Consider the following 21,350-nt stretch of genomic DNA (forward strand, 5'->3'; position numbering starts at 1 on the left):
CATGACCAGTCTTTCGGAGGCGTACCACGGCGGCCGGGGCGGGCCGAGTCTCCGACGGCTGTCCCTGGGCTTCGGGGGGTTCCTCCTCGGCGTGTTGCTCGTCGTCGCGGGCATCGTCGTCGCGACCACCGACGTGTACACGTCTGGTGGAGCGACCCTCGGCGAAGCGCGCGAACTCGGGGGCATCCTCGGAGGCATCGGCGTCCCCGCCGTCTTCCTCGGCGTCCTCGCGGTCCTCCCCGCGAGCCGTCGAACCCGCGCCGCGTCGCTCATCGGAGCGAGCATCGCCGTTCTCGGCGTCGCGCTCTTCTCGCACGCGTACCCCTGTCAGTGGACCGGCGCGACCTGCGGGGCCGGGCTCACCGATCTCACCCTCGAAACCGTCGCCGTCTACTTCTTCGGCACGCTCACGACGTTCTGGTGTCTGTTCGTCGGCGTCGCCAACTTCAAGACGCGGAACGACCCCGGCGGCACGGCCACGGTTCAGGTGACGAAGAAGGGAGAAACCCGCGTCGTCGAAGTCGAGAAGTCCGGCGGCGGACTCGGCGGCATCGGTTTCCTCGGCGGCACGCCCGACGGTGACGTCCAGACGCAGACGAACCAGTCGACCGCCGGAGCCAACCCGAACGCCGGCGCGACCGACGGCGGCGCGTCGACGCAGGACATCACCCCGCTTGACGTCGAACCATCGGCCTCGGCCTCGACGTCGTCGGACGGGTCGAACGCCCCCGCCCCCGACGCCTCGTCGACGGGCCGGTCCGGCGTCGACACCGTCCAGTCGGCGGAATCGGAGCGCTCGCCGGCGGGCGCGGCCGACCACCCCGCCGCGGACCGCCCGGCGAACGCTACGGTCGGCGACCGCTACTGCGGCAACTGCACGTACTTCGAGTACGTCCGCACCTCCGACGGACTCAAGCCCTACTGTGCGGCCCACGACGAGATGATGCGGGACATGGAAGCCTGCGACGAGTGGTTCCCGCGCCGCCGCGAGTAGTCCCGCCGCCGAACCCGGACGACCCCCGCCGCCGAACCCGGACGACCCGACGACTGCGTACCGCTTACTGTTCTCCGCCGTCCAATCTCGCTTCCACGTCGCGCCAGTGGCTCCCGCACCAGAACACCTGCCCGCAGTCGCGACACCGCCACAGCGCCGTCTCCTTCGGGTCGGGCGCGTAGTCGGGGACCGGTTCGTCGCGGCCGACGGCCTCCACGCGGCCGTTACAGGCGCCGCACCGCGACGGCTCCTCGTCCAGCGAAACCGCGAAGCCGACCGATTCGAGTTCGCGGAGTTGCGCGATTGGTTCCCGTTCGGCGAGGAGGACGCTCCGGGAGGCTCGCTCGGCCAGTCGCACGTCGCGTGTGAGAAGAACACGCCTCTCGGCGTCCGCTCGTGCGAGCAGGCTGTCGTCGCCGGGGTCGGTTCGGGGGTCGCGGTTACCTTCAGAATCACCCGCCTCGTCCTCGCTGTCGAGCGCATATTCGGCGTCGTAGCCGCACATCCGCAGGTAGGTGGCGAGTTTGCCGAGCATCACGTCCAAGAGGAGCGCGGTGTCGCCGGGTGCCGCCCTATCGACGCCCGAGGCGACCGTGCCGGGGTGGTCTGACCCGATGTCGTCGGTCACTCGAGGAAGTCGGACAGTCCCTCGACCGACCGCGCGTTCAACACGTCCGCGGTCTCGACCCAGCCGCGGCGGGCCGTGTGGACCCCGTAGCGGGCGTGGTCGAGTTCGGCCGGTCGGTGGGCGTCGGTGTCGATGACGACCGTTGCACCCGCCTCGACGGCGATTTTGAGCGCCTCGCCGTTCAGGTCGAGGCGGTACGGGCTGGCGTTGAGTTCGAGCGCGACTCCGTTTTCGACGGCGGCCTCGGCGAGTCGCTCGTAGTCGAGGGGCAGGCCGGGGCGCTGATTGATGAGCCGGCCGGTCGGGTGGCCGAGAATGTCCACCCCGGGGTGCTCCATCGCGGTGACGAGCCGTTCGGTGGCCGTCTCGCGGTCCTGGTCGAGCGCGCTGTGGGGCGAGGCGACCACTACGTCGAGTTGGTCAAGCACGTCGTCGGCGACGGAGATGCCGCCCTCGGCGTCGATGTTGGCCTCGACGCCGGTGAACACCGCGATGTCGGCGTCGTCGGCGACGGCACGGACCTCGTCAATCTGGTCGAGCAGGTCGTCGTCCTCGACGCCGACGCCGCCGACCATGCCGGGGCCGGTGGCGTGGTCGGTGACGGCGTGGTAGTCGTACCCGCGTTCCTCGGCGGCCGCGACCATCTCCGCGACCGTGTTGTCGCCGTCGGACCAGTCGGTGTGGGTGTGGAGGTCGCCGCGGAGGTCGCCCTCCGCGACGAGGTCGGGCAGGTCGCCGTCGGCGGCGCGCTCGATTTCGCCGGTGTCCTCGCGCATCTCCGGCGGGACGAGCGGGAGGTCGAGCGCGGCGTACATCGACTCCTCGGTGTCGCCGGCGACGCGGGCTCCGGCCCGCGGGCCGTCATCGGAGTCGTCCACGTCGGAGATGTCGAACATCCCGTACTCGTTCATCTTGAGGCCGCGGTCGATGGCGATGTTGCGGAGGTGGACGTTGTGGTCCTTGCTCCCGGTGAAATACTGGAGCGCCGCGCCGTACTCCGCGGGGTCGACGACGCGGAGGTCGACCCGCATCCCGTTCACCCGGACGCTCGCCTTCTGCTCGCCCGCCTCGATGGTGTCGCCGACGAGGTCCCACGCGAGGAAGCGGTCGATGACCGCCTCGGCGTCGGCGCTCTCAGCGAGCACGTCGATGTCGCCGACCGTCTCGCGCCACCGCCGCATCGACCCCGCGGGTTCGACCCTCCCGACGGCGTCGTGGCCGCCGAGGTACGCGAGCAGGTCGTCGGCGACGGGTCGCGCCTTCCCCAGCAGTTCGCGGCCGGTCGCTTCGCGGGCGAACTCGATGCCGTCGAGGATGTTCGCCTCGGTCTTCGCGCCGAACCCCTTGACCTCCTGTATCTTGCCGTCGCGGGCGGCCGCTTCGAGGTCGTCGAGGTCGGCGACGCCGAGTGCCTCGTACAGTTTGCCGACCGTCTTCGGGCCGACGCCCTCGACGCTCGTCAGCCCAGCCATGTCAACCGGGAGGTCCGCGCGGAGCTCCTCCAATTCCTCGATGCGGCCCGTCTCGACGTACTCGACGATTTTCGAGGCGATGGCGTCGCCGACGCGGTCTATCTCTTGGACCGCGTCTTCGCCCTCCGCGGCGAGTTCCTCGACGGGCTTCGGATGCTCGCGGACGTTCTCGGCGGCGCGGCGGTAGCTCGACGGCTTGTAGGCCACGTCCTTCGCCTCCAGCAGGTCGGCGAACTCCTCCAGCAGGCTCGCTATCTCGTCGTTTCGGCTCATCGGCCGCCCCGTTTGCCCTTGCCGCCGTCGCGGCCCAGCGCCTTCTTCAGGAAGTTCATCCAGCGCTTCTGGTCCGCGGCGTTCTGGAGGGTCTCTTCCTGTTCGAGGTCGACCGGCCGAAGCTGTTCGAGGGCGTTCAGCGCCCGGTCGATGCCGACGATGTCCTCGACCAGCCGCCGACCCTCGTCGTAGCTCACCTCGTTGTCCTCGATTCGCTGGAGCCGTTCGAGGCGCTCGCGGCGGAGGTTCCGCTTCGCCTGGTCGACGCGCTCCCGCTCGCCCGACGGAATGGTGTCGCGGCGCTTTATCTCGAAGACGAACTCTCTGAGGTCTATCTCCTCGCCTTGGACCTCGATGCGGTCGGGAATCTGCGTGCCGACGGTCGCACCCTCCCGATTGACGCGCTCCAAGAGCTGTTTACGCTCGAACTCCTTCACGTCCGGTCGTTGTCCCGCGCGGCACTTCGCTCCTTCGCCCGACCCGGCGTAACCCCCACGGCAAACTGAGCGTCCGGCGGAGAAACAGGTCCGAAACCCCCGAATAACGGTTATTCTCTCGGCCGTCGTACTCTCTGCTGGACCATGTCAATTGACACCAAATCACACAGTAGTAACGACGCTCCGGACGCCGCCGCGGACTCGTCGACCACGTTCGGTCAGGCTCGGCTGTACGCCTTTTACTTGCTCGCGGTCGTGACGCTGGGGATGGCGGCAGTCTTCATCAGCGAACTGCTTTCGTTCGCCATCGTCGGCTGGGGTGCGGGTGGCGACGTGCTCGCCGAACACCGCCTGCACCTGATGGTCATCGCGGCGAACGTCTGGATAATCATCCTCGGCGTGGCGAGCCAACTGTACCGCCCGCTGAAGCGGGTCGCGCTCATGCAGGTCGCCTTCGCCGTGACGACGCTCGTCCTCGTCGGCACTATCGTCGGCGGCGGGCCGGTCGAGGAGGTCGTTCCCTTCTTCGTGCTCACCGGCCTGATGGGACTGTTCCACCCCGCGGGACGGGACGTCATCTCGGTCGGCGACGACTACAGTCCGGCGCTCCTCGGCCTCGTCGCGGTCGCGGCGCTCCCGGTGCTCGCGTTCGCAGTCAACCAGTTCGGTCTGCAAGCGACCGGCGACATTCACGCCGTCGCCGGCCACTACATGGAGATGACGACGATGGCAATCGGACTCCTCTTGCTCGGTCTCGTCGCGGCCGCGGGCGCGCCCGGACACCGCTTCGTCGCGTGGCTGACCGGCGGCCTCGCCGTCTACTTCGGCGCGGTCTCACTCGTCTTCCCGACGCAGGTGTCCAGCGTGGGGACGATGTGGGCCGTCGCGCTCGTCGTGTGGGGGCTGGCGTTCGTCGTCGCGAGCGAACTTCGGGTCAGCGGCCGGACCGCTGTCGCTCAGGAGCGCCCGTTCTCGATGCCCGGACAGCCGCGGGTCTAGGCTGCGCGGACGTCCCGCACGCGCGCTGTCCGGCCGGTCGAGATAGCCTGATTCGAGTTTGACACGTCGTCGGCGGTGTTAGCGCCCCGTCTCGCCCGGTGAGATTCGCCGCTTTCTCCGACAGCGGCTCCGTATCCGTCGTCTCTCGTCGCAAACTCCGGCGGAGAGACGAACCTTCTTATGGTTCTCTTGGATACCGTGAGGTATGGGTTTGTTCGACCGACTCCGCGGCAAAGACCACCCCCGCGTCGCCTTCATCGGCATCGACGGGGTTCCGTTCACTCTCCTCTCTGAGCACCCCGACGAGTTCCCCAACTTCGCGGCGCTGGCCGACGCGGGCTCGGCGGGCGACATCGACAGCATCGTCCCGCCCGAGTCCTCGGCGTGTTGGCCGGCGCTCACGACCGGCGTCAACCCCGGCGAGACCGGCGTCTACGGCTTCCAGGACCGTGAGGTCGGCTCCTACGACACCTACGTCCCGATGGGTCGGGACGTGCAGGCCACCCGCGTCTGGGACCGCGTCACCGACGCCGGCCGCAAGGCCACCGTGATGAACGTCCCCGTGACGTTCCCGCCCCAGCGCAACGTCCAGCGCATGGTCTCGGGCTTCCTTTCGCCCGGCGTCGACAAGGCCGCCTACCCCGACGACTTCCGCGACGCGCTCTCCGAGATGAACTACAAGATCGACGTGAACGCGAAGCTCGGTCACGACGAGGACAAGACCGCGTTCATGGAGGACGCCCGCAAGACGCTCGACCGGCGCTACGAGGCGTTCGAGCGCTACATCGATCAGGACGACTGGGACCTCTTTTTCGGCGTCTTCATGACGACCGACCGCGTCAACCACTTCCTGTTCAAGGACTACGAGCGCGACGGGAAGAACAAGGACGCCTTCATGGAGTTCTACCGCACCGTCGACGACTACCTCGGCCGCATCCGCGACGCCCTCCCCGAGGACGTGACGCTCATCGTCGCGTCCGACCACGGCTTTACCTCCCTCGACTACGAGGTCCACTGCAACACGTGGCTCGAGGAGAACGGCTGGCTCTCCTACGAGGACGACGACCACGACTCGCTTTCGGACATCGACGAGGACTCGAAGGCGTACTCGCTCATCCCCGGTCGGTTCTTCATCAACCTCGAAGGGCGCGAGCCCCGCGGATCGGTCCCGCAGTCGGAGTACGAGGACGTCCGCGACGAGCTCAAGGCCGAACTCGAAGCCCTCGAAGGCCCCGACGGCAACAAGGTCGCAGACCGCGTCGTCGTCAAGGAAGACGCCTTCCGCGGCGACCACGACGACATCGCCCCCGACCTCGTCGTCATCCCGAACCACGGCTTCGACCTGAAGTCCGGGTTCAAAGGCCACGACGACGTGTTCGGCGTCGGCCCCCGCAACGGCATGCACTCGTTCGACAACGCGACGCTCTACGTCGACGACCCCGGTGCGGTCATCGAGGACGCCGACCTCTACGACATCGCGCCGACCATCCTCGACCTCATGGACATCGAGTACAGCCGCACTGAACTCGACGGCGCGAGCCTCATTCAGCAGTAAGCGACCGCTTCGGCTTCCGGTTCCGTTTTTCGCAGTCGCGTCCGCCCGCGCGAGCGCCGCGTGACGCCCCCAGTCCCCTGAGGAGACGCCCGCGACGACTTACTGCCGGACCGCGCTCCACACGTCCCGGTCGAGACGGTCGGCGTGGGCCAGTCGCACCTCCCGCGCCTCGGCGGCCGTGACCGTCTCGCGGTCGGCTACCTCGTGCGACACAGGGCTGTACGCGTCCACATCGAACCCCATCCGGTCGAGGTACGACCGCACCGCCTCGGAGTCGAGGCCGTCCTCGATGGCGGCGTCGACGTAGCCGAGAACCGCGTCGAACTCGGGGAGGACGACCCGGTCGTCCGTCACGCGCCCCCTGTCACCCTCGATTCTGAGTTCCGCGTCGTCGAGGCGGTTCACCACGTCCGCGACGCTGTTCGCCAGCCTGAGTACGTCGCTCGGGAGTGCGCAGTCCGGCGAGCGCCACTCGACCGTGCCGAACTCGGCTCTGAGTTGCACCGGCGTCCAGACCGCGCTCTCCGGGTCGAAGTTCGCCTCGATGGTCGCCCGGTCGACGCCCTCCTCCTCGGCGCGCACGACGAACTCCTCGAACCGGCGTTCGAGGCGGCGCGACCACTCCCGCGTGTCGTCGGCGTAGCGCCACAGCCGGCCTTGGTGGGGCACGTCGTCGTAGGCCATCCGACGGTACAGCTTCGACCGTGCGCCCGCCGCCAACCGCCGCCCGTCGTAGTACGGCGAGGAGTTCACCAGCGCCAGCGCGGGGTCCAGCGCCACGAGCGCGTTGTACTGGTCGATTTCGCGGCCGGGGCGCTGTTCGACGTGGACGTGCGTCCCCACGCAGTGTCGCGCGTACTGGAAGTTCGACCCGATGACGCGGTTCTGGATGCGGGTTCGGTCGCTCTGACGCTCCGTCACCGTCTCGGTGCTAATCGGCGTGGCGAGCGGGACGAGTCGCTTTCCGACTTCCTCCGCCCGCGAGAGGACGTCGCCGAGCCGCTCGTACAGCTCCTCGCGCAACTCGGCCGCCGAGTCGCACGGTGTCGTCTTCACCTCCAACACCGGCTCGACGAACTCCCGTTCGGCCCCCGGCGAGGCGTCGACGAGTTCGCCCGGGTCGGTGAGCGACCCGTCGCCGTCGGTGACCCAGTACTCGACTTCGACACTTCGCCGGAGCGGGTCGACCGTCGACTCAGACATGGCGACCCCGGCGTCGCGCCGAGACGGCTCCTACGCTCATCGTTTCGTTCCACTCACTCCAAATTATTGTTAACGCATAGCACGGATTGGGGGCATGACGGAAAAGTCATTCGCAGATCGGGGAGAGAAGTCTGTCATTCGGTGGACGAACGTCTTGAAAAAGTGGAATTATGTGGTCGTTGGTCGCGTCAGTGGCCGGTCGTCATCACAGCAGGTCGTCGAGGTCGTCGTTGTGCCACATCTCTTTGGGGTCCTCTCGCGTCTCGGTCTTCGCCTGGTCGATGGCCTCGCGGGCGCGTTCCATGAACGACTCGACCCGCTCGGAGCGCTCGACGCCGCCGAGGAGGACGAGCGACGCGAGACGGCCGCTCTCCAGCGGGAAGTCGCCGCCGCGGACCTGCAAGCTGCCGGTCTCCTCTTCGACCCAGCGGCGCGCTCGCTCGACGCCCTTCCGCGGGATGGTGTCGGGTTCGCCGGCGACGATGACGAGCGCGGAGTCCGCGTCGCTCGCGTCCGGCAGGCTCGTTCCCGTCAGGACGGCGCGGCGGGTCGTGCTCATGACGGTGTTGATGTTATCCTCGGCGTCGGGGGAGGCCTCGGCGCTCGCGTAGCCGAGCGCGGCGATGCCCCCGGAACGAAGGGTGTTGATGACCTCGGAGGTGTCGACGACGCTCTCGCCGACGCCCTCGGTCGCCTCGCCGGCCGCCAAGAGCAGGCCGACCCGCCGGGCGATGGCGTCGTTGATGGCGTCGTAGCCCTCGCTCATCGACTCGCCGGAGGAGCGGAAGGCGTCGTTGTCGACGAGGAGGACGGCGTCGGACTCGCGGGCGATGGTCTTGAGCGAGCGGCCGGCGTTCACCTGATACATCGCTCCTTCGTCTTGTCCGGGCAGGATTCCGAGGACGTACACCGGCACGTCGTAGACGCGGCGAAGTGCCTTCGTGAGGACGGGCGCGCCGCCGGAACCGGAGCCGCCGCCGAGTCCGGCGACGACGAAAATCGACTCCGCTTCGGCCGTGACGCGGCCGTCGAGGGCGGACATGACCTCGGTCTGGTCCGACTCCATGACCTCGGCTCCGAGTTCGTTGTCGCCGCCGACGCCGTGACCGTTGACGCGGTCTTGGCCGATGAGCACGGTCTCGACCGGAAGCGGCTGGAGGTCCGCTTTCGCGGTGTTCACCGCGACGGCGTCGAGTACCGCGCCGAACCCCATCTGTCGGTCGAACGACTGGAGTGCGGTGGTGAGCTTCCCACCCGCTTGGCCCACACCAATCAGGACGGTTTTCATACCACAGTCCACTCCGTCGCTCGTCTTGAACGTTCCCCACGGGAGAACTGTTCGGCCGGTCGAACCCCGTTCGGCCCCGGAGCTTTATCAGGGATAACGGGACCAGACCGCCCCATGACAGCCGACTCAGTCCACTTCGACGCTGACGGTGACACAGACACCGGAACGCCCGCTTCCCGCGAACCGGTCGCGGTGGACCACACCTCCGACCGCACTGCCGACCTCGCCGCACGACTCGACGCGGTCGAGCGAACCATCACCGACGGCGACGCCGACTTCTCGTCGCTGGAGGACCTCGCGTCCGTCGAGCGTCGGGTCTCCGAACTCGAATCGGCGGTCGGGTCGCTCACCGAGCGCCTCGACGAGATGGACGCCGCGACGCAGGCGATGCGCGGCTATCTCGGCGGCGTCCGCGCGGTCAACGAGGACGTCGAGCGCCGGGCGAACGCCGCGCTCGCCAAGGCCGAATCGCTCGAAGCCGACCTCGTCGACGAGACGGCGTCTCCCGCGCCGTCGCAGTCGGCCGACACGCTCGCCGCGGAGGCGGCCTCGCACGCCGAACGACCCGCCGACGGGCGCGGCGGTACTTCCAGGCGCAAATCCGGCACCCGTGCCACCGACTCCCGGAATGATGCCGCCGGCCGCGGACTGGCCGCCCGCCTCCGCGACGCGCTGTGATTCGCGTCGTCCTCGCGTGTCTCCTCGCGGTCGCCATCGCCGGCGTCGTCTTCCCGGCGGCCGACGCGGCGCGGGCGGACGCGACGACCGTGAAAATCGGCTCGATGGCCGACGACATCGCGCACGCCGCGACGGCGCTCGCGGCCGCCGAAGACCCGACACCGGCGGGTGTCGCGGGCGCGCGGCGTCACGTCGTCCTCGACGTTCCCGTCGGGTCGTGGCGGGCCGCCGGCGTCTCCGAACTCGCGGTTCGCGGCGGCGACGGCGTCAAACTCTCGGCGAGCGTCGCCGCCGGCCCAACCGTCGTCCGTCGCGTCGGCGGTCCCCGGATTCGCGTCGTCGGCGACCGACTCGTCCTCGGACCGGGCGAACACCGCCTCAGACTGACACTCGAAGCTGACGCGGGCGGTTCGGTCGTCGTCATCGCCCCCGCGACGGCCGACCCGCCGGCGGCGTAGGTTCAAATACCCGGACGAGACCACGCCCCCGTATGCCCCTCGACTCCTCTTCCACCGGTTCCCTCTCCGAAACCGTCGCCGCGGCGCTCCCGGACGCGCTCGGTGACCGCCTCACCGACGCGACCGGTGGGCGCGGCACGTCGGTCGATTCCGCCGCGGAGTGCGGTTGCGTGACCGCGTTCTCGACGCCCGCCGACCGCCCCGACGACGACACCGTGACACTCGTGGTCGATGCCGGAACCTGCCCGCACCGCGGGTCGCTCCCGACCTCACCCGCCTGCCGCGCGGCGGTCGTCGAGGCGCTCGAAACCCGCGACGCCGACCGACTCGTCGTCCGCGCCGACGGACTGGAACGACGGTACGACGACGCCGCGACCGGCCTGCTCGTCGCCGCCGGCCGGTTCGCAGAACGCGTCCGCTTCCGCGACGACCGCCTCGCCGACCGCGTCCGTGAAGATCCGCTCGGGGCCGCCCACGAGGCGACGGGTCGCGCGGGACCGGTCCGCCGCGCGGCCATCGAGACCGGACTCGCAGAGGGCACGTCTCGAAGCGCCGACTACGGTGACGCGCTCCGGGCGGTCGTCGGCCCGACGCTCGCGCGCTCCCGCGTCGACCCGCGACCGCCGACCGACGGGCGACTCGTCGGAGCGACCGACCTCGACACCGGCGCGGTCGCCCGCCGGTACGAGAGCGCTCGCGGACCCGTCTACCACCTTACGCCGCCCGAATCGACGCTCGACCAGCGCGCGGCGCGGACCCTCGAAGCCGCCCACGACAGACTCGCCAGCGGTGCCGTCGACGCCGGCCCGCGCGCGCCGGGCCGCGCCGTCAGACTCGTCGCCGACCCGGACGACCCGGTCGAGACGCTCGCGGCGATACTGGCGAAGCACACCGCGGGACACGGCGTCCTCGACGACCTGTTTTCCGACCCCGCGGTCTCGGACGTGTACGTCTCGACGCCCGCCGACGAGAATCCGATTCGCGTCGTCGCCGACGGCGTCTCGATGCCGACGAACGTCCGCCTCGCTCCCGGCGGGGCGGAGTCGCTCGCCTCCCGCCTGCGTCGCGTGAGCGGCGCGTCGTTCTCCCGCGCCGACCCGACGCTCGATACCGTGGTCGAGGCAGGCGGCGCGACCGTTCGGGTCGCGGGCGTGACCGCGCCCGCCAGCGACGGCCTCGGCTTCGCGTTCCGCCGCCACGACGAGACGCCGCTGACGCTCCCCGCGCTCGTCGCCAACGGAACGCTATCGGCCGAGGCCGCGGCGCTCTGCTCGCTCGCGGTCGAACGCGGTGCCTCGGTCCTCGTGGCCGGGTCGCGCGGGGCCGGCAAGACGACGTTCCTCGGCTCGCTCCTGTGGGAACTCCCGCGCGACGTTCGCACGGTGCTCATCGAGGACACGCCGGAGCTTCCGGCGTCGAGCCTGTTGGACGCCGACCGCGACGTCCAGACGCTCCGAACCGACACGACCGGCGGCCCCGAACCGACGCCACAGGAGGCGCTTCACGCGGCGCTCCGGCTGGGTGATGGCGCGCTCGCCCTCGGCGAAGTCAGGGGCGAGGAAGCCGCCGTCCTCTACGAGGCGATGCGCGTCGGGGCGAGCGCCAACGCGGTCCTGGGAACGATTCACGGTGACGGGGCCGCCGACGTGCGCGAGCGCGTCGTCTCCGACCTCGACGTCCCGGCGTCGTCGTTCGCCGCGACCGACCTCGTCGTCACCTGCGAGCGCGCGAACGCCCACCGAGTCGCACGCGTCGAGGAGGTCCGGCCCGTCGGCGACGACGCGACGTTCGAGACGCTGTTCGAACACGACGGACGCACTCTCGAACCGACGGGGTCGGTCGCGCGCGGTGACAGTCTCGCGGTCGAATCCGTGGCCCGTCCCGGCGAGTCGTACGCAGACGTACTCGACGTGCTCGACGCTCGCGCTGCGCGTCTCGAATCGCTGGCTGACACGGGACGAACGACGCCGGACGACATCGCCGCCGCCCGCACGGAGCGTGGTTCGGGATGCTGACTCCGGACACGACCACGAGCACGGGAGCGGGAGCGGACTCCGCTTCGACCCGGATACTTCACTCGGGCGCGACGACGCTCGCGCGGCTCTCGCCCGACTCAATCGACGCCGAGCCGAGCGACGACCTTCGTCGGTCGCTCGCGTTTCTCGGCTCGAATCTCGCCCCCGAGACGGTCGTCGCCGCGGGCTACGGCTCGTCGCTTCCCGCCGGACTACTCGGCGGACTGGTCGCCCATCTCGCTCGACTCCCGGCCGTCACGGTCGTCTTCGTCGCGCTCGCGGCCGCGCTCGGTGCGGCCCACGCGATTCACACGCTCCCGGTCTGGCTGGCGACGCTCCGCCGGACGCGGGCGCTCGGGAACGCGCCGGAACTCGTCGGCCGTATCGCGCTCCGGATGCGCATCGAGCCCTCGGTCGAGCGGGCCAGCGCGTTCGCCGCGCACGGCGGCGACGACCCGCTTTCGGCCTCGCTCGCCGCACACGTCGACCGCGCCCGCGGGACACCGACGGCGGGGCTCTCCGAGTTCGCCGACGCGTGGCGCACGTGGTTCCCGGCGCTCGACCGCTCGACCGCGCTCCTGCAGACCGCCGCCGACGTTCCCGCCGGCGAGCGCGACCGGGCGCTCGACCGGGCCCACGAGGTCGTCCGCGAGGGGACCCGCGACCGCCTCGCCGACTTCGTCGGCTCCGTCCGCGGGCCGGTGACGGCGGTCTACGCCTTCGGCGTCCTGCTCCCGCTCGCGCTGGTCGGCGCGCTCCCGGCCGCCCGCGTCGCCGGCGTCGGCGTCACCGCCGGGCACGTCGCCTTCGTCTACGACGTGGCGCTTCCCGCCTGTCTCCTCGCCGCGGTCGGATGGGTGCTCGTTCGGCGGCCGGTCGCGTTCGCACCGCTCTCGGTCGACGCGTCTCACCCCGCGGTCGACGACCACCGTGCTCTCGGCGTCGCCGGTGGCGCAGTCGCTGGAATCACCGGCTTCGTCGCCGCCGACGCGCTCGTCGCGCCGTGGCTCGCGCCGCTCGCCGCCATCGGCCTTGGGACCGGAACCGGGCTTTTCGTCGCGGCCCGCCCGGTCGTGGCGCTCAGAGCCCGCGTCCGCGCGGTCGAAGACGGCCTCTCCGACGCGCTCTACCTCGTCGGTCGCGCCGTCGGCGAGGGCGAGGCCGTCGAATCCGCGCTTGCCCGTGCAGCGACCTCCATCCCGGGCGAAACCGGCGACCTGCTCGACGAGGCTGTCGGCGTCCAGCGTCGCCTCCGCGTGGGAGTCGTCGAGTCGTTCCGCGGCGAGTACGGCGTTCTCGAATCGACGCCGAGCCCCCGCGTCGCGGGCGTGGCGACGCTCCTCGGCCTCGCCGCCAGCGAGGGTCGCCCCGCCGGTCGCGCAATCGTCTCGATGGCAGACCAACTTTCGGCGCTCTCCCGACTCGACGCCGAGGCCCGCCGCGAACTCGCCTCGGTCACGGAGACGCTGTCGAACACGGCCGCCGTCTTCGGGCCGCTCGTCGCCGGTGCGACCGTCGCGCTCGCCGACGGGATGGCCCCTGCGAAGACGCTCGACCAGACGGCCGTCGCGACGCCGCTTTCGACCGCCGACCTCGGGTTGGCCGTCGGCGCGTACGTCCTCCTCTCGGCGGTTATCCTGACGACGCTCTCGGTCGGCGTCGAACACGGCCTCGACCGCCATCTCGTGGCCTCACGGGTCGGCCGCGCGCTCGTCTCGGCGACGACGACGTTCGCAGTCGCATTCGCCGCCGCGGGAACGCTCGTCTAAGTCGCGGTCCTCGGGACGCTCGTCACCGGCTCCGGTTCCGTCGCCGTCCCGTGCTGAGGTTTATATACCCGGACGGGGCCACCCCGGTCTATGCTCGACGCACCGCTCGATACGCTCTACACGTGGGCCGCGCTCTCCGTGGCCGCGACCGTCCTCGTCGGGGCGGTCGCCGGCCTCCCGACGACGCCCGCGCCCGACGCCTCGGGAGTCGCCGACGCCGTCGACGCCGTGGCCGTCGCCGAGTACGACGCGACCGCCGAACACGAACTCGACGCCGACGCCATCCGTCTCGGCTCGCACCGAATCGGCCTCCGCAACGACGGCGGCGCGGCGCACGCCGCGTTCGTCTTTGGCCCGGTGACACCGGCGACGCCCGACTCCCGACTCGGGTCGGTCGCCGCCGGCGCGTCCCCGAGCGCCGTCTTCGACTCGCCCGCCGCGTTCGCCGCCGCGGCAGAGACCGCGCGCGACCGGAACGCCTCGTGGCGGCCCGCCAGCGAACCGCTCGTCGTCCGCCACGTCATCTGGGAGGGAACCGATGTCACCGTCGTCTCGGCGTAGGGCACAGACCTCGCCGGTCGCCGCGCTCACCGCGCTGTTCGTCGTCTGCGCGGCGATTTCGGGCTACGCGACGGTCCTCGACGACTCGCTGCCGACCGCCGAACGCGACCTCGCGCCGGCGACGCTGTCGAACGTCGAGTCCGCCCTCACCGACGACTCCGGCGTGGTCGTCAGCTCCCGGCTCTCGGACGCGTTCGACGCCTGTCCGGACGGGTTTTCCTGCCGCGTCGTCGTCGCGGTCGACGGCGACCGCCGCGCCGTCGGCCCCGACGCGCCTACCGACGCCGACACCGATTCGACTCGGGTCAGCGTTCGCGTCGAACCCGGTCGCGTCGGCTTCGGGACGCTCCGCGTCGAGGTGTGGCGATGACCGACCTCGTCTTCGACGTGACCGTCTGCCTGCTGCTCGTGAGCGCGAGCATCGGTCTCGTCGTCACTGCGGACGCCGGCGCAGACACCGGAATCGACCGTGACACCGCCGCGATCGACGCCGACGGGGTCGCCTCGTCGCTGGCGACGAGCACCGCCACGGTCACCTACTCGCTCGCCCCCGGCGTCGAGGCCGCGGACCCGTCGCTCCTCGATGCTGGCGGCGTCGACGCCCGCGAACTCGACCGAACCGCGCACGGCAGCCTCGCCGGCCTCCTCGCCCGCGCGACGCTCGGTGCGGTCACCGTCGACGGCGTTCGCCTGACCCGCGCCCGCGACGACTTCCGGGACCGGACCGCCGCCCGCGCCGCCTCCGAACTTCCGACTCGCGGCGTCTCTGTCGCCGTCGCGTGGACGCCGTTCCCCGGTGCGCCGGTCCGCGCGACCGATTCCCTCGGACCCGAACCGCCGTCGTCGTCGACGGTTCACTCCGCGACGCTCGACGTGCCGAGCGGGTTCCCCGCGGCGCGCGAAGACGCTGTGGCCGCCAGCGACGACGGCTTCGACGCCGTCGCTCGCGTCGCTGCGAACCGGACCGTCGCCGGGCTGTTCCCGCCCGCGCTCGCCCGCCTCGCGCTCCGTGGCGACGAGCCGGTTTCGACGCTGATGACCCACCGGTACGAACGAGCCGGCGCGCTGGTGAACGCCTCCGTCGCGCCCGAAGTCGCCCGCGAGGAGACCCGCGCCGCCAACGCTGACCTCGCGGCGGCGCTGGCCCCGCGCTTCGCCGACGCGATGCGCGCCCGGTACGACACCCCGCGCGCCGCCGCCGAGGCCGTCTCGGTCGGACGCGTCACTATCGTCGTCAGGACGTGGTCGGCGTGAGACTCGCCGACGACGACCGCGGTCGGGTTCCCTTCGCCCTGCTCGGCGTGTTGCTCCTCGTCGGGAGCGCGACGTTCTCCGGCGCGCTCTCGGCTCACGACCCCGTTGCCGACCGCCGCGTCGACGACGCGATGGACCGCGCGACCGCACAGGCCGACGCCGCCGTTCGCGCGGCCGTCGGCAACGCGGCGCGCGAGGCCGCGGCGAACCCCGTCATCTCGCCCGCCAATACGACCGCCGGGCGACTGCTCTCGGAGGAGCGCCCCTTCCGCGACTACCTCAGACTCCGCATCGCTCTCGCCGCGAGCGAGCGGCTTCGGGCCGTCTCGGTCGCCCGCGGCGACGTGAACGCGACTGTGACCCTGCCGCGACCGACGAACGAGTCGAGTCTGCGCGACGCGATGGACCGCGTCTCGATTTCGGGCCGCGAGAACGGGACCGTCCTCGTCGCGACCGTCGAGAACGTCTCGGTCGAGGTCGCTCGCGGCGGTCGCACGGTCGCCGCCGAGTCCGTCACCGTGACGGCCGGCGTCCGGACGCCCGTCCTCGCGCTCCACGACCGAACCGAGGCCTTCGAGCGCCGCCTCGACGCGAACGCGCTGGACGGCGGGACGCTCGACGCGACGGTGACGACCGCGCTGTGGGCCTCGGCGTGGACCCGCGGCTGGAGCCAGTACGCCGGCGCGCCCGTGGACAACGTCGTCTCGAACGACCACGCCGCGCTGGCGACGAACGCCGGCGTCCTGCTCGCCGAACAGCAGGCGTTCGGAACCACCGACGCCGATGCTCGCGGGGCGACCGGGCGCGCCGCCGTCCGCGCCGGTGCCCGGAGCCTGCTCTCGCAGACCGGCGTTCCGGCCGCGCCCGAACTGGCGAACGCGCTTCCCGCACCGAACCCGTCCGCCGAGTCGGTCGCGAACGAGATTCCGACGAACCGGACCATCAACGCCTCCGTCGGCTCTGCGGCCGACCACGCGCTGGTCGGCCTCATCGACGGCCACGGTGACGCGCCCGCCTCCGACGACGTGGTCGCGGACGCCCATCGCGCCACCACCGCAATCGAAGCCGACGCGACCGTCATCGCCCACAGCGACGACCCGCCGGTCGACCTCGGAACCGAATGGGAACTCGTCGACACCGCGACCGAGACGTCGTCGTCGGTCGAGACGGTGGCGACGCGAACGCCGGCGCTCGAAGCCGATGCCGTCGTCGTCGACGCCGGCTCCCGAATCGTGACGACGAGCGAGACGACCACTCGGACGTGGCGTCGGGGCAACGAGACGTTCCACACCGAAGAAACGACGGAGACGAAGACGCGCGTCGACCTCGCGGCCGTCGTCGACCCGGCCGCCGTTTCCGCCCCGGAACGACCTCTCGACCCGGCGGTCGAACCCGGCGGCGCGCTCGACGGCGAGAACTTCGCCGCGGCCGCTGACGCGGTCGAAGACGCGGTTGCGACCCGCGGCGGCTTCGATGACCTCGCCCGCGACGTCGCCGACGGCGACGCGCCCGCCCGACAGCAGACGACCGTACCGATGGCTCCCGGCCTCGACCGCTGGATTCGTTCCGACCTCGTCGCGCTCGCCGACCGCGTCAAAAACCGCAGTGTGACGGTGTCGGCTCGGCGGGTCGCCGCGGGCGAGGTGAACCCCGCCGCGGAACTCGCGTCCGACCTCCGCGCCGACCGTCTCGAACTCGTCGGTGCCCCGGCCGCCTACGACGGCGTCTCCGACCGGGCGCGCGTCGCGGTCCGCGTCGCGTACCTCGACCGCGTGCTGGCGGCGCTCGACCGCCGGGCGAACCGGACCGCGGCGGCGACCGGCGCGGCCGACGACGCGAGTACGGACGCGAACCTCGGGTCGCTCTCGGAGGCGGTCCGCGCCGAGGAGGTCGCTCGCGCGACGCTCGGCGAGACCCGAGCGGACGGCGCGAACGGAACCGGAAACGGAACCGGCAACGAAACCGGCGTTCGGTTCGTCCCCGACGCGGACCCGATGTATCTCTCGCTCGGCGGCCTCTCGGGGTCCGCGGTGCCGACCGTCTCCCGCGGCGGCACCTACCACCCGCTCGTCGCCCGCAACACCAACCTGTTCACGCTCCCCTACGGCGACGCCGTCGACACCGTCCTCGAACCGGTGTTCGGCGCGAACCGCCGCGTCCCGCTCCGCGTCGCGGCCCGCGCGCTCCTCGCCGCCGACTCGACGCTCGCGGCGACGAACGGCACGAACGAGACGCTCGCCGACCGGCGCGACAGGCTCGAAATCGCGGTCGACCGGTCGACGGTTCCCGCCGAAGAGGCCGCCAAGGACGTGCTGCGCGCGCACACCGACCGCTCGGTGACGGAGCGCCAGCGGATTCTGGAGCGCGCGCTCGGCGAGTGGGACGACCCGGCCCACCGGGCCTTGGCGGTGACGAACGGCTCCGCGGGCCGCGCAATCGCCGTCGAGGCCGCCGGCGCGGGAACCGTCGAGGCCGACCTTCTCGAACGCCGCCTCGACGAGGCGTTCCGAACCGTCCGCCGGAACCGCTCGACGACGGTCTCACAGCGGCTCACGAACCGGACCGTCGAGACGACGCGGACCGCCCGTCAGCAGGCCGTCGCCGACATGGCGACCGACGCGGCGATGAGCGCCACCGAGAAGGCAGTCACCGACCGCGTGAACGACACGCTCGACTCCCGCTTCGATACGTCGTTCAAGCGCGTCCCCGCCGGGATGCCGGTCGCGCCCGTCCCCGGCTACTGGTACGCGACGGTCAACGTCTGGGACGTGGAAGTCGCCGGCGAGTTCGCGCAGTTCCGCGTCCACGCCCGCGGGGACACCGAATCCCTCACGTACGCCCGCGACGGCTCGACCGTCGCTCTCGACTGGGACGGCGACGGCGTCGGGGAGACGGTCGGCCACGGCGACCGCGTCACGTTCGACGCTGAGACGACAATCGTCGTCGCAGTTCCTCCGTCGGGCGTCGGCGTCGGCGACATCGACGGCGACGCGGACGAGCGCTCCGAGGGGTGGCAGGGCGGACCGGGATGCACCGTCGCGGCCGACTGCCATGCGGACGGGTAGCCGCCAATACGACCCGAGTGGCAACCGTTTTGCCGCCGGAACGCCGAATCGCGGTGTATGTTGCACGACGCCGCCGCGGAGCCCGGAACCCTCTCGGCAGACGAGTTACGAGCCGCCTACGAGGACGAGATTCGCCGCGCAGTCGCCGCCGCCGGGTCGGAGACGGCCGCCGAGGCCGCCGGCGTCTCGGAAGCCGCGCTCTCGAACGGCGTGTTAGACCTCACGCTCGAACAGGCCGCCGCGGTTCTCGAACTCGCCGACGGCAACCCCGACGCCGACGCCATCATCTGGGAGTTCCGCGACCACCTCCTCATGGGCATGACGAGCGGCATCCTCGACGTTGACTCGCTCGCCGCCGAGGTCGACCTCGACCTCTCCGGACAGGAGATTCAACAGGCAATCGAGGGCCGCACGGCCGCCACGCTGAACGAACTGGCCGCCATCCACCACGTCATCGCCGTCCGAAACGAACGATGAGAGTCGCCATCCTCGGCTGCGGCTACGTCGGCCTCGAACTCGCACGCACGCTCGTCGCCGACGACCACGACGTGTGGGGCGTCCGCCGCTCCGACGACGGCCTCGCCGCCGTCGAAGCGACCGGTGCGGAAGCGGTCCGCGCCGACGTGACTGACGCCGACTCGCTGGCGTCGGTCCCCGACGTAGACCACGTCGTCTTCGCCGCGAGTTCCGGCGGCCGCGGAGCCGACGCCGCCCGGGCCGTCTTCGTCGAGGGTCTCCGAACGGCAATCGACCAGTTCGCCGCGCGCGACTCGCCGCCAGAGCGCCTCGTCTACACGTCGAGCACGGGCGTCTACGGCGACCACGGCGGCGACTTCGTCGACGAATCGACGCCGCTCGACCCGACGACCGACAAGACGCGCGTCCTCGCGGAGGCCGAGCGCGTCGCCCGCGAGTACGCCGCCGAGCGTGGAGTCGAGGGAACGGTCACCCGGTTCGCCGGGCTCTACGGCCCCGACCGCTACCGGCTCGAACGCTACCTGAACGGCCCGGTCACCGCGGGTTACCTCAACATGGTCCACCGGGACGACGCCGCGGGCGTCGTCGCGTACCTCCTCGAAACCGACCGCGCCCGCGACGACACCGTCCTCGTCGTCGACGACGAACCCGTCTCGAAACACGAGTTCGCGGACTGGCTGGCCGACGAGTGCGGCGTTCCGCGTCCGGAGAAGCGCACGAAAGAAGAACGCCTCGACGTCGGCGACCTCTCGGAGGCCGCCCGTCGCCGCATCCTGACGAGCAAGCGCTGTTCGAACGACCGCCTCCGCGACCTCGGCTATTCGTTCGCGTATCCGACGTATCGCGAGGGTTACCGGGCGGCAATCGACGCCTACCGGGCCGGCGACGACTGAGCGTATTCGGGGGGCGACAGGTTCGACTCCCCGAAATTCTGTCAATCAGGACAACTCGATTAGGGGGAATATTCATACGGTAGGCCCCGGTCGTGTTGTGTATGTTCGGTCCGGTGGGGCAGTTCGATACGGGTGCTATCTTCGAGTCTATCGACTCGTTCGTGCGCGCGCACCCCGAAATCGCGGCGGCGCTCGTCGTCGCGCTCGGTGCCCTCTCGCTCGTCGTCTACGCCGCGATTCGCTTCAAGCGGCCGATGGGCACGCGCTTCGCCGAGGCGCTGGAGGACGTCGACGAGGTCGCCGTCCTCATGCACCCGAACCCGGACCCCGACGCCATGGCCGCGGCGATCGGCGTAGCCTGTCTCGCAGAACAGGTCGGTACCACACCGACCATCCAGTTCGCCGGCCAGATTCGACACCAGGAAAATCGCGCGTTTCGTACCGTTCTCGACCTCGACTTAGACCCTATCGACCACGTGAGCGACCTCGCCGCCGAGGCGGTCGTCCTCGTCGATCACAACGCGCCTCGCGGCTTCGCGGGGGCAGAGGGCGTCCTCCCCTACGCCGTCGTCGACCACCACCCCGGCGACGGGACCGGTGAGATGTTCACCGACGTGCGCACCGACTACGGCGCGTGTTCGAGCATCGTCGCCGAGTACTTCCGCGACGTGGGCGCGAAACCCGTCCCGCCGGACATGCACGCCAGCGAGGTGAACGCCTCGTACACCGTCCCCTCGCAGGTCGCGACGGGCCTCGTCTACGGGATTCTCACGGACACCAAACACCTCACTGCGGGCTGTTCGGCCGCCGACTTCGACGCCGCCGGCTTCCTCTTCCCCGGCGTCAACGAGGACCACCTCGACCGCATCGCCAATCCCGAGGTCTCCCGCGAGGTGCTGGAGGCGAAGGCGCGGGCCATCGCCGGCCGCGACGTGCGCGGTCCCTTCGCGGTCGCCGACATCGGCACCATCTCGAACGTCGACGCCATCCCGCAGGCGGCCGACGAACTCATCCAACTCGAGGGCGTCACCGCGGCGGTCGTCTGCGGCGAGCGCGAGAGCAACGTCTACCTCTCGGGTCGCTCCCGCGACGACCGGGTTCATATGGGTCGGACGCTGGAGGCCGCCCTCAACCACTACCGCGGGTCGAGCGCCGGCGGCCACGCCCGGATGGGCGGCGGCCAGATAATCCGCCCCGACGCCGTCACCGACGGCGGCAACGGCGAGTCCATCGCCCGCGACGAACTCATCGAACACGTGTTCGAGGCGCTGTCGGGCGATATCTGACTCGCTGGCGGCCCTCTCCGAACCCGGACCGGTGGCCCTTAACCG

At 70.9% G+C, this 21,350-nt stretch carries 19 protein-coding genes; 14 read left to right on the plus strand and 5 right to left on the minus strand.

Annotated features, from left to right (window positions below):
• Position 1: 1 nt before the first annotated feature.
• Positions 2–994 carry a DUF7139 domain-containing protein gene (locus BN984_RS09985; RefSeq protein ID WP_008092155.1) on the plus strand — a complete coding sequence of 331 codons (993 nt, stop codon included), beginning with the start codon at positions 2–4 and terminating at the stop codon, positions 992–994.
• A 64-nt stretch (positions 995–1,058) separates the two neighbouring features.
• On the opposite strand, the gene BN984_RS09990 is transcribed toward BN984_RS09985, so the two are convergent.
• From BN984_RS09990 to BN984_RS10000, 3 genes are read right to left on the minus strand one after another with little or no spacing between them, the layout of a single operon-like run.
• Positions 1,059–1,622 carry a Mut7-C RNAse domain-containing protein gene (locus BN984_RS09990; RefSeq protein ID WP_008092157.1) on the minus strand — a complete coding sequence of 188 codons (564 nt, stop codon included), beginning with the start codon at positions 1,620–1,622 and terminating at the stop codon, positions 1,059–1,061.
• On the minus strand, positions 1,619–3,367 hold the full coding sequence (polX, locus tag BN984_RS09995; RefSeq protein ID WP_049968138.1) for a DNA polymerase/3'-5' exonuclease PolX: 1,749 nt from the start codon (positions 3,365–3,367) through the stop codon (positions 1,619–1,621). The genes BN984_RS09990 and polX overlap by 4 nt, the downstream gene beginning before the upstream one ends.
• Positions 3,364–3,804 carry a DUF5788 family protein gene (locus BN984_RS10000; protein ID WP_008092161.1) on the minus strand — a complete coding sequence of 147 codons (441 nt, stop codon included), beginning with the start codon at positions 3,802–3,804 and terminating at the stop codon, positions 3,364–3,366. Before BN984_RS10000 ends, polX begins: the two co-directional genes overlap by 4 nt.
• A gap of 144 nt (positions 3,805–3,948) precedes the next feature.
• Here BN984_RS10000 and BN984_RS10005 point away from each other — a divergent pair, with 144 nt between their 5' ends.
• Both BN984_RS10005 and BN984_RS10010 read left to right on the plus strand, forming a co-directional pair.
• Positions 3,949–4,803 (plus strand): hypothetical protein, encoded by an 855-nt coding sequence (locus BN984_RS10005; protein ID WP_049968139.1) that lies wholly within the window; start codon positions 3,949–3,951, stop codon positions 4,801–4,803.
• A gap of 205 nt (positions 4,804–5,008) precedes the next feature.
• Positions 5,009–6,358, plus strand: coding sequence for an alkaline phosphatase family protein (locus BN984_RS10010; protein WP_008092165.1), 1,350 nt, complete (start codon positions 5,009–5,011; stop codon positions 6,356–6,358).
• Positions 6,359–6,457: 99 nt separating this feature from the next.
• Here BN984_RS10010 and BN984_RS10015 read toward each other — a convergent pair whose 3' ends face one another.
• Together BN984_RS10015 and BN984_RS10020 are read right to left on the minus strand one after the other, a co-directional pair.
• A complete protein-coding gene (locus BN984_RS10015; RefSeq protein WP_049968140.1) occupies positions 6,458–7,561 on the minus strand; it encodes a glutamate-cysteine ligase family protein in 1,104 nt (367 codons plus the stop codon).
• Between the two features lie 205 nt (positions 7,562–7,766).
• Positions 7,767–8,849 carry a tubulin/FtsZ family protein gene (locus BN984_RS10020; protein WP_008092168.1) on the minus strand — a complete coding sequence of 361 codons (1,083 nt, stop codon included), beginning with the start codon at positions 8,847–8,849 and terminating at the stop codon, positions 7,767–7,769.
• A gap of 114 nt (positions 8,850–8,963) precedes the next feature.
• On the opposite strand from BN984_RS10020, the gene BN984_RS10025 reads away from it, so the two are divergent.
• From BN984_RS10025 to BN984_RS10075, 11 genes are all read left to right on the plus strand, one after another.
• The gene (locus BN984_RS10025; RefSeq protein ID WP_008092170.1) at positions 8,964–9,527 is read left to right on the plus strand and encodes a DUF7310 family coiled-coil domain-containing protein; all 564 of its coding nucleotides are present in this window, start codon (positions 8,964–8,966) and stop codon (positions 9,525–9,527) included.
• Positions 9,524–9,985 carry a DUF7311 family protein gene (locus BN984_RS10030; RefSeq protein ID WP_008092177.1) on the plus strand — a complete coding sequence of 154 codons (462 nt, stop codon included), beginning with the start codon at positions 9,524–9,526 and terminating at the stop codon, positions 9,983–9,985. The genes BN984_RS10025 and BN984_RS10030 overlap by 4 nt, the downstream gene beginning before the upstream one ends.
• A 32-nt stretch (positions 9,986–10,017) precedes the next feature.
• Entirely contained in the window at positions 10,018–12,000 is a 1,983-nt protein-coding gene (locus tag BN984_RS10035; protein WP_049968141.1) for a type II/IV secretion system ATPase subunit, read from the plus strand.
• A complete protein-coding gene (locus BN984_RS10040) occupies positions 11,994–13,769 on the plus strand; it encodes a hypothetical protein (RefSeq protein WP_049968142.1) in 1,776 nt (591 codons plus the stop codon). The genes BN984_RS10035 and BN984_RS10040 overlap by 7 nt, the downstream gene beginning before the upstream one ends.
• A 90-nt stretch (positions 13,770–13,859) precedes the next feature.
• Positions 13,860–14,330, plus strand: coding sequence for a DUF7283 family protein (locus BN984_RS10045; RefSeq protein WP_008092184.1), 471 nt, complete (start codon positions 13,860–13,862; stop codon positions 14,328–14,330).
• The gene (locus BN984_RS10050) at positions 14,308–14,700 is read left to right on the plus strand and encodes a DUF7285 family protein (RefSeq protein WP_049968143.1); all 393 of its coding nucleotides are present in this window, start codon (positions 14,308–14,310) and stop codon (positions 14,698–14,700) included. Before BN984_RS10045 ends, BN984_RS10050 begins: the two co-directional genes overlap by 23 nt.
• Positions 14,697–15,584: a DUF7284 family protein gene (locus tag BN984_RS10055; protein ID WP_049968144.1), complete on the plus strand. Its 888-nt coding sequence runs from the start codon at positions 14,697–14,699 to the stop codon at positions 15,582–15,584. Before BN984_RS10050 ends, BN984_RS10055 begins: the two co-directional genes overlap by 4 nt.
• A complete protein-coding gene (locus BN984_RS10060) occupies positions 15,572–18,649 on the plus strand; it encodes a DUF7286 family protein (RefSeq protein ID WP_049968145.1) in 3,078 nt (1,025 codons plus the stop codon). The genes BN984_RS10055 and BN984_RS10060 overlap by 13 nt, the downstream gene beginning before the upstream one ends.
• A gap of 57 nt (positions 18,650–18,706) precedes the next feature.
• Complete coding sequence (locus BN984_RS10065) at positions 18,707–19,126, plus strand: DUF5791 family protein (RefSeq protein ID WP_049968146.1); 420 nt, start codon at positions 18,707–18,709, stop codon at positions 19,124–19,126.
• Positions 19,123–20,019, plus strand: coding sequence for an SDR family oxidoreductase (locus tag BN984_RS10070; RefSeq protein WP_049968147.1), 897 nt, complete (start codon positions 19,123–19,125; stop codon positions 20,017–20,019). Before BN984_RS10065 ends, BN984_RS10070 begins: the two co-directional genes overlap by 4 nt.
• Positions 20,020–20,120: 101 nt before the next feature.
• Positions 20,121–21,305, plus strand: coding sequence for a DHH family phosphoesterase (locus BN984_RS10075; protein WP_049968148.1), 1,185 nt, complete (start codon positions 20,121–20,123; stop codon positions 21,303–21,305).
• The last annotated feature ends 45 nt before the right edge of the window (positions 21,306–21,350 follow it).

Origin of the sequence: Haloferax prahovense, from assembly GCF_000723845.1 — an archaeon.
Lineage (GTDB): Archaea > Halobacteriota > Halobacteria > Halobacteriales > Haloferacaceae > Haloferax > Haloferax prahovense.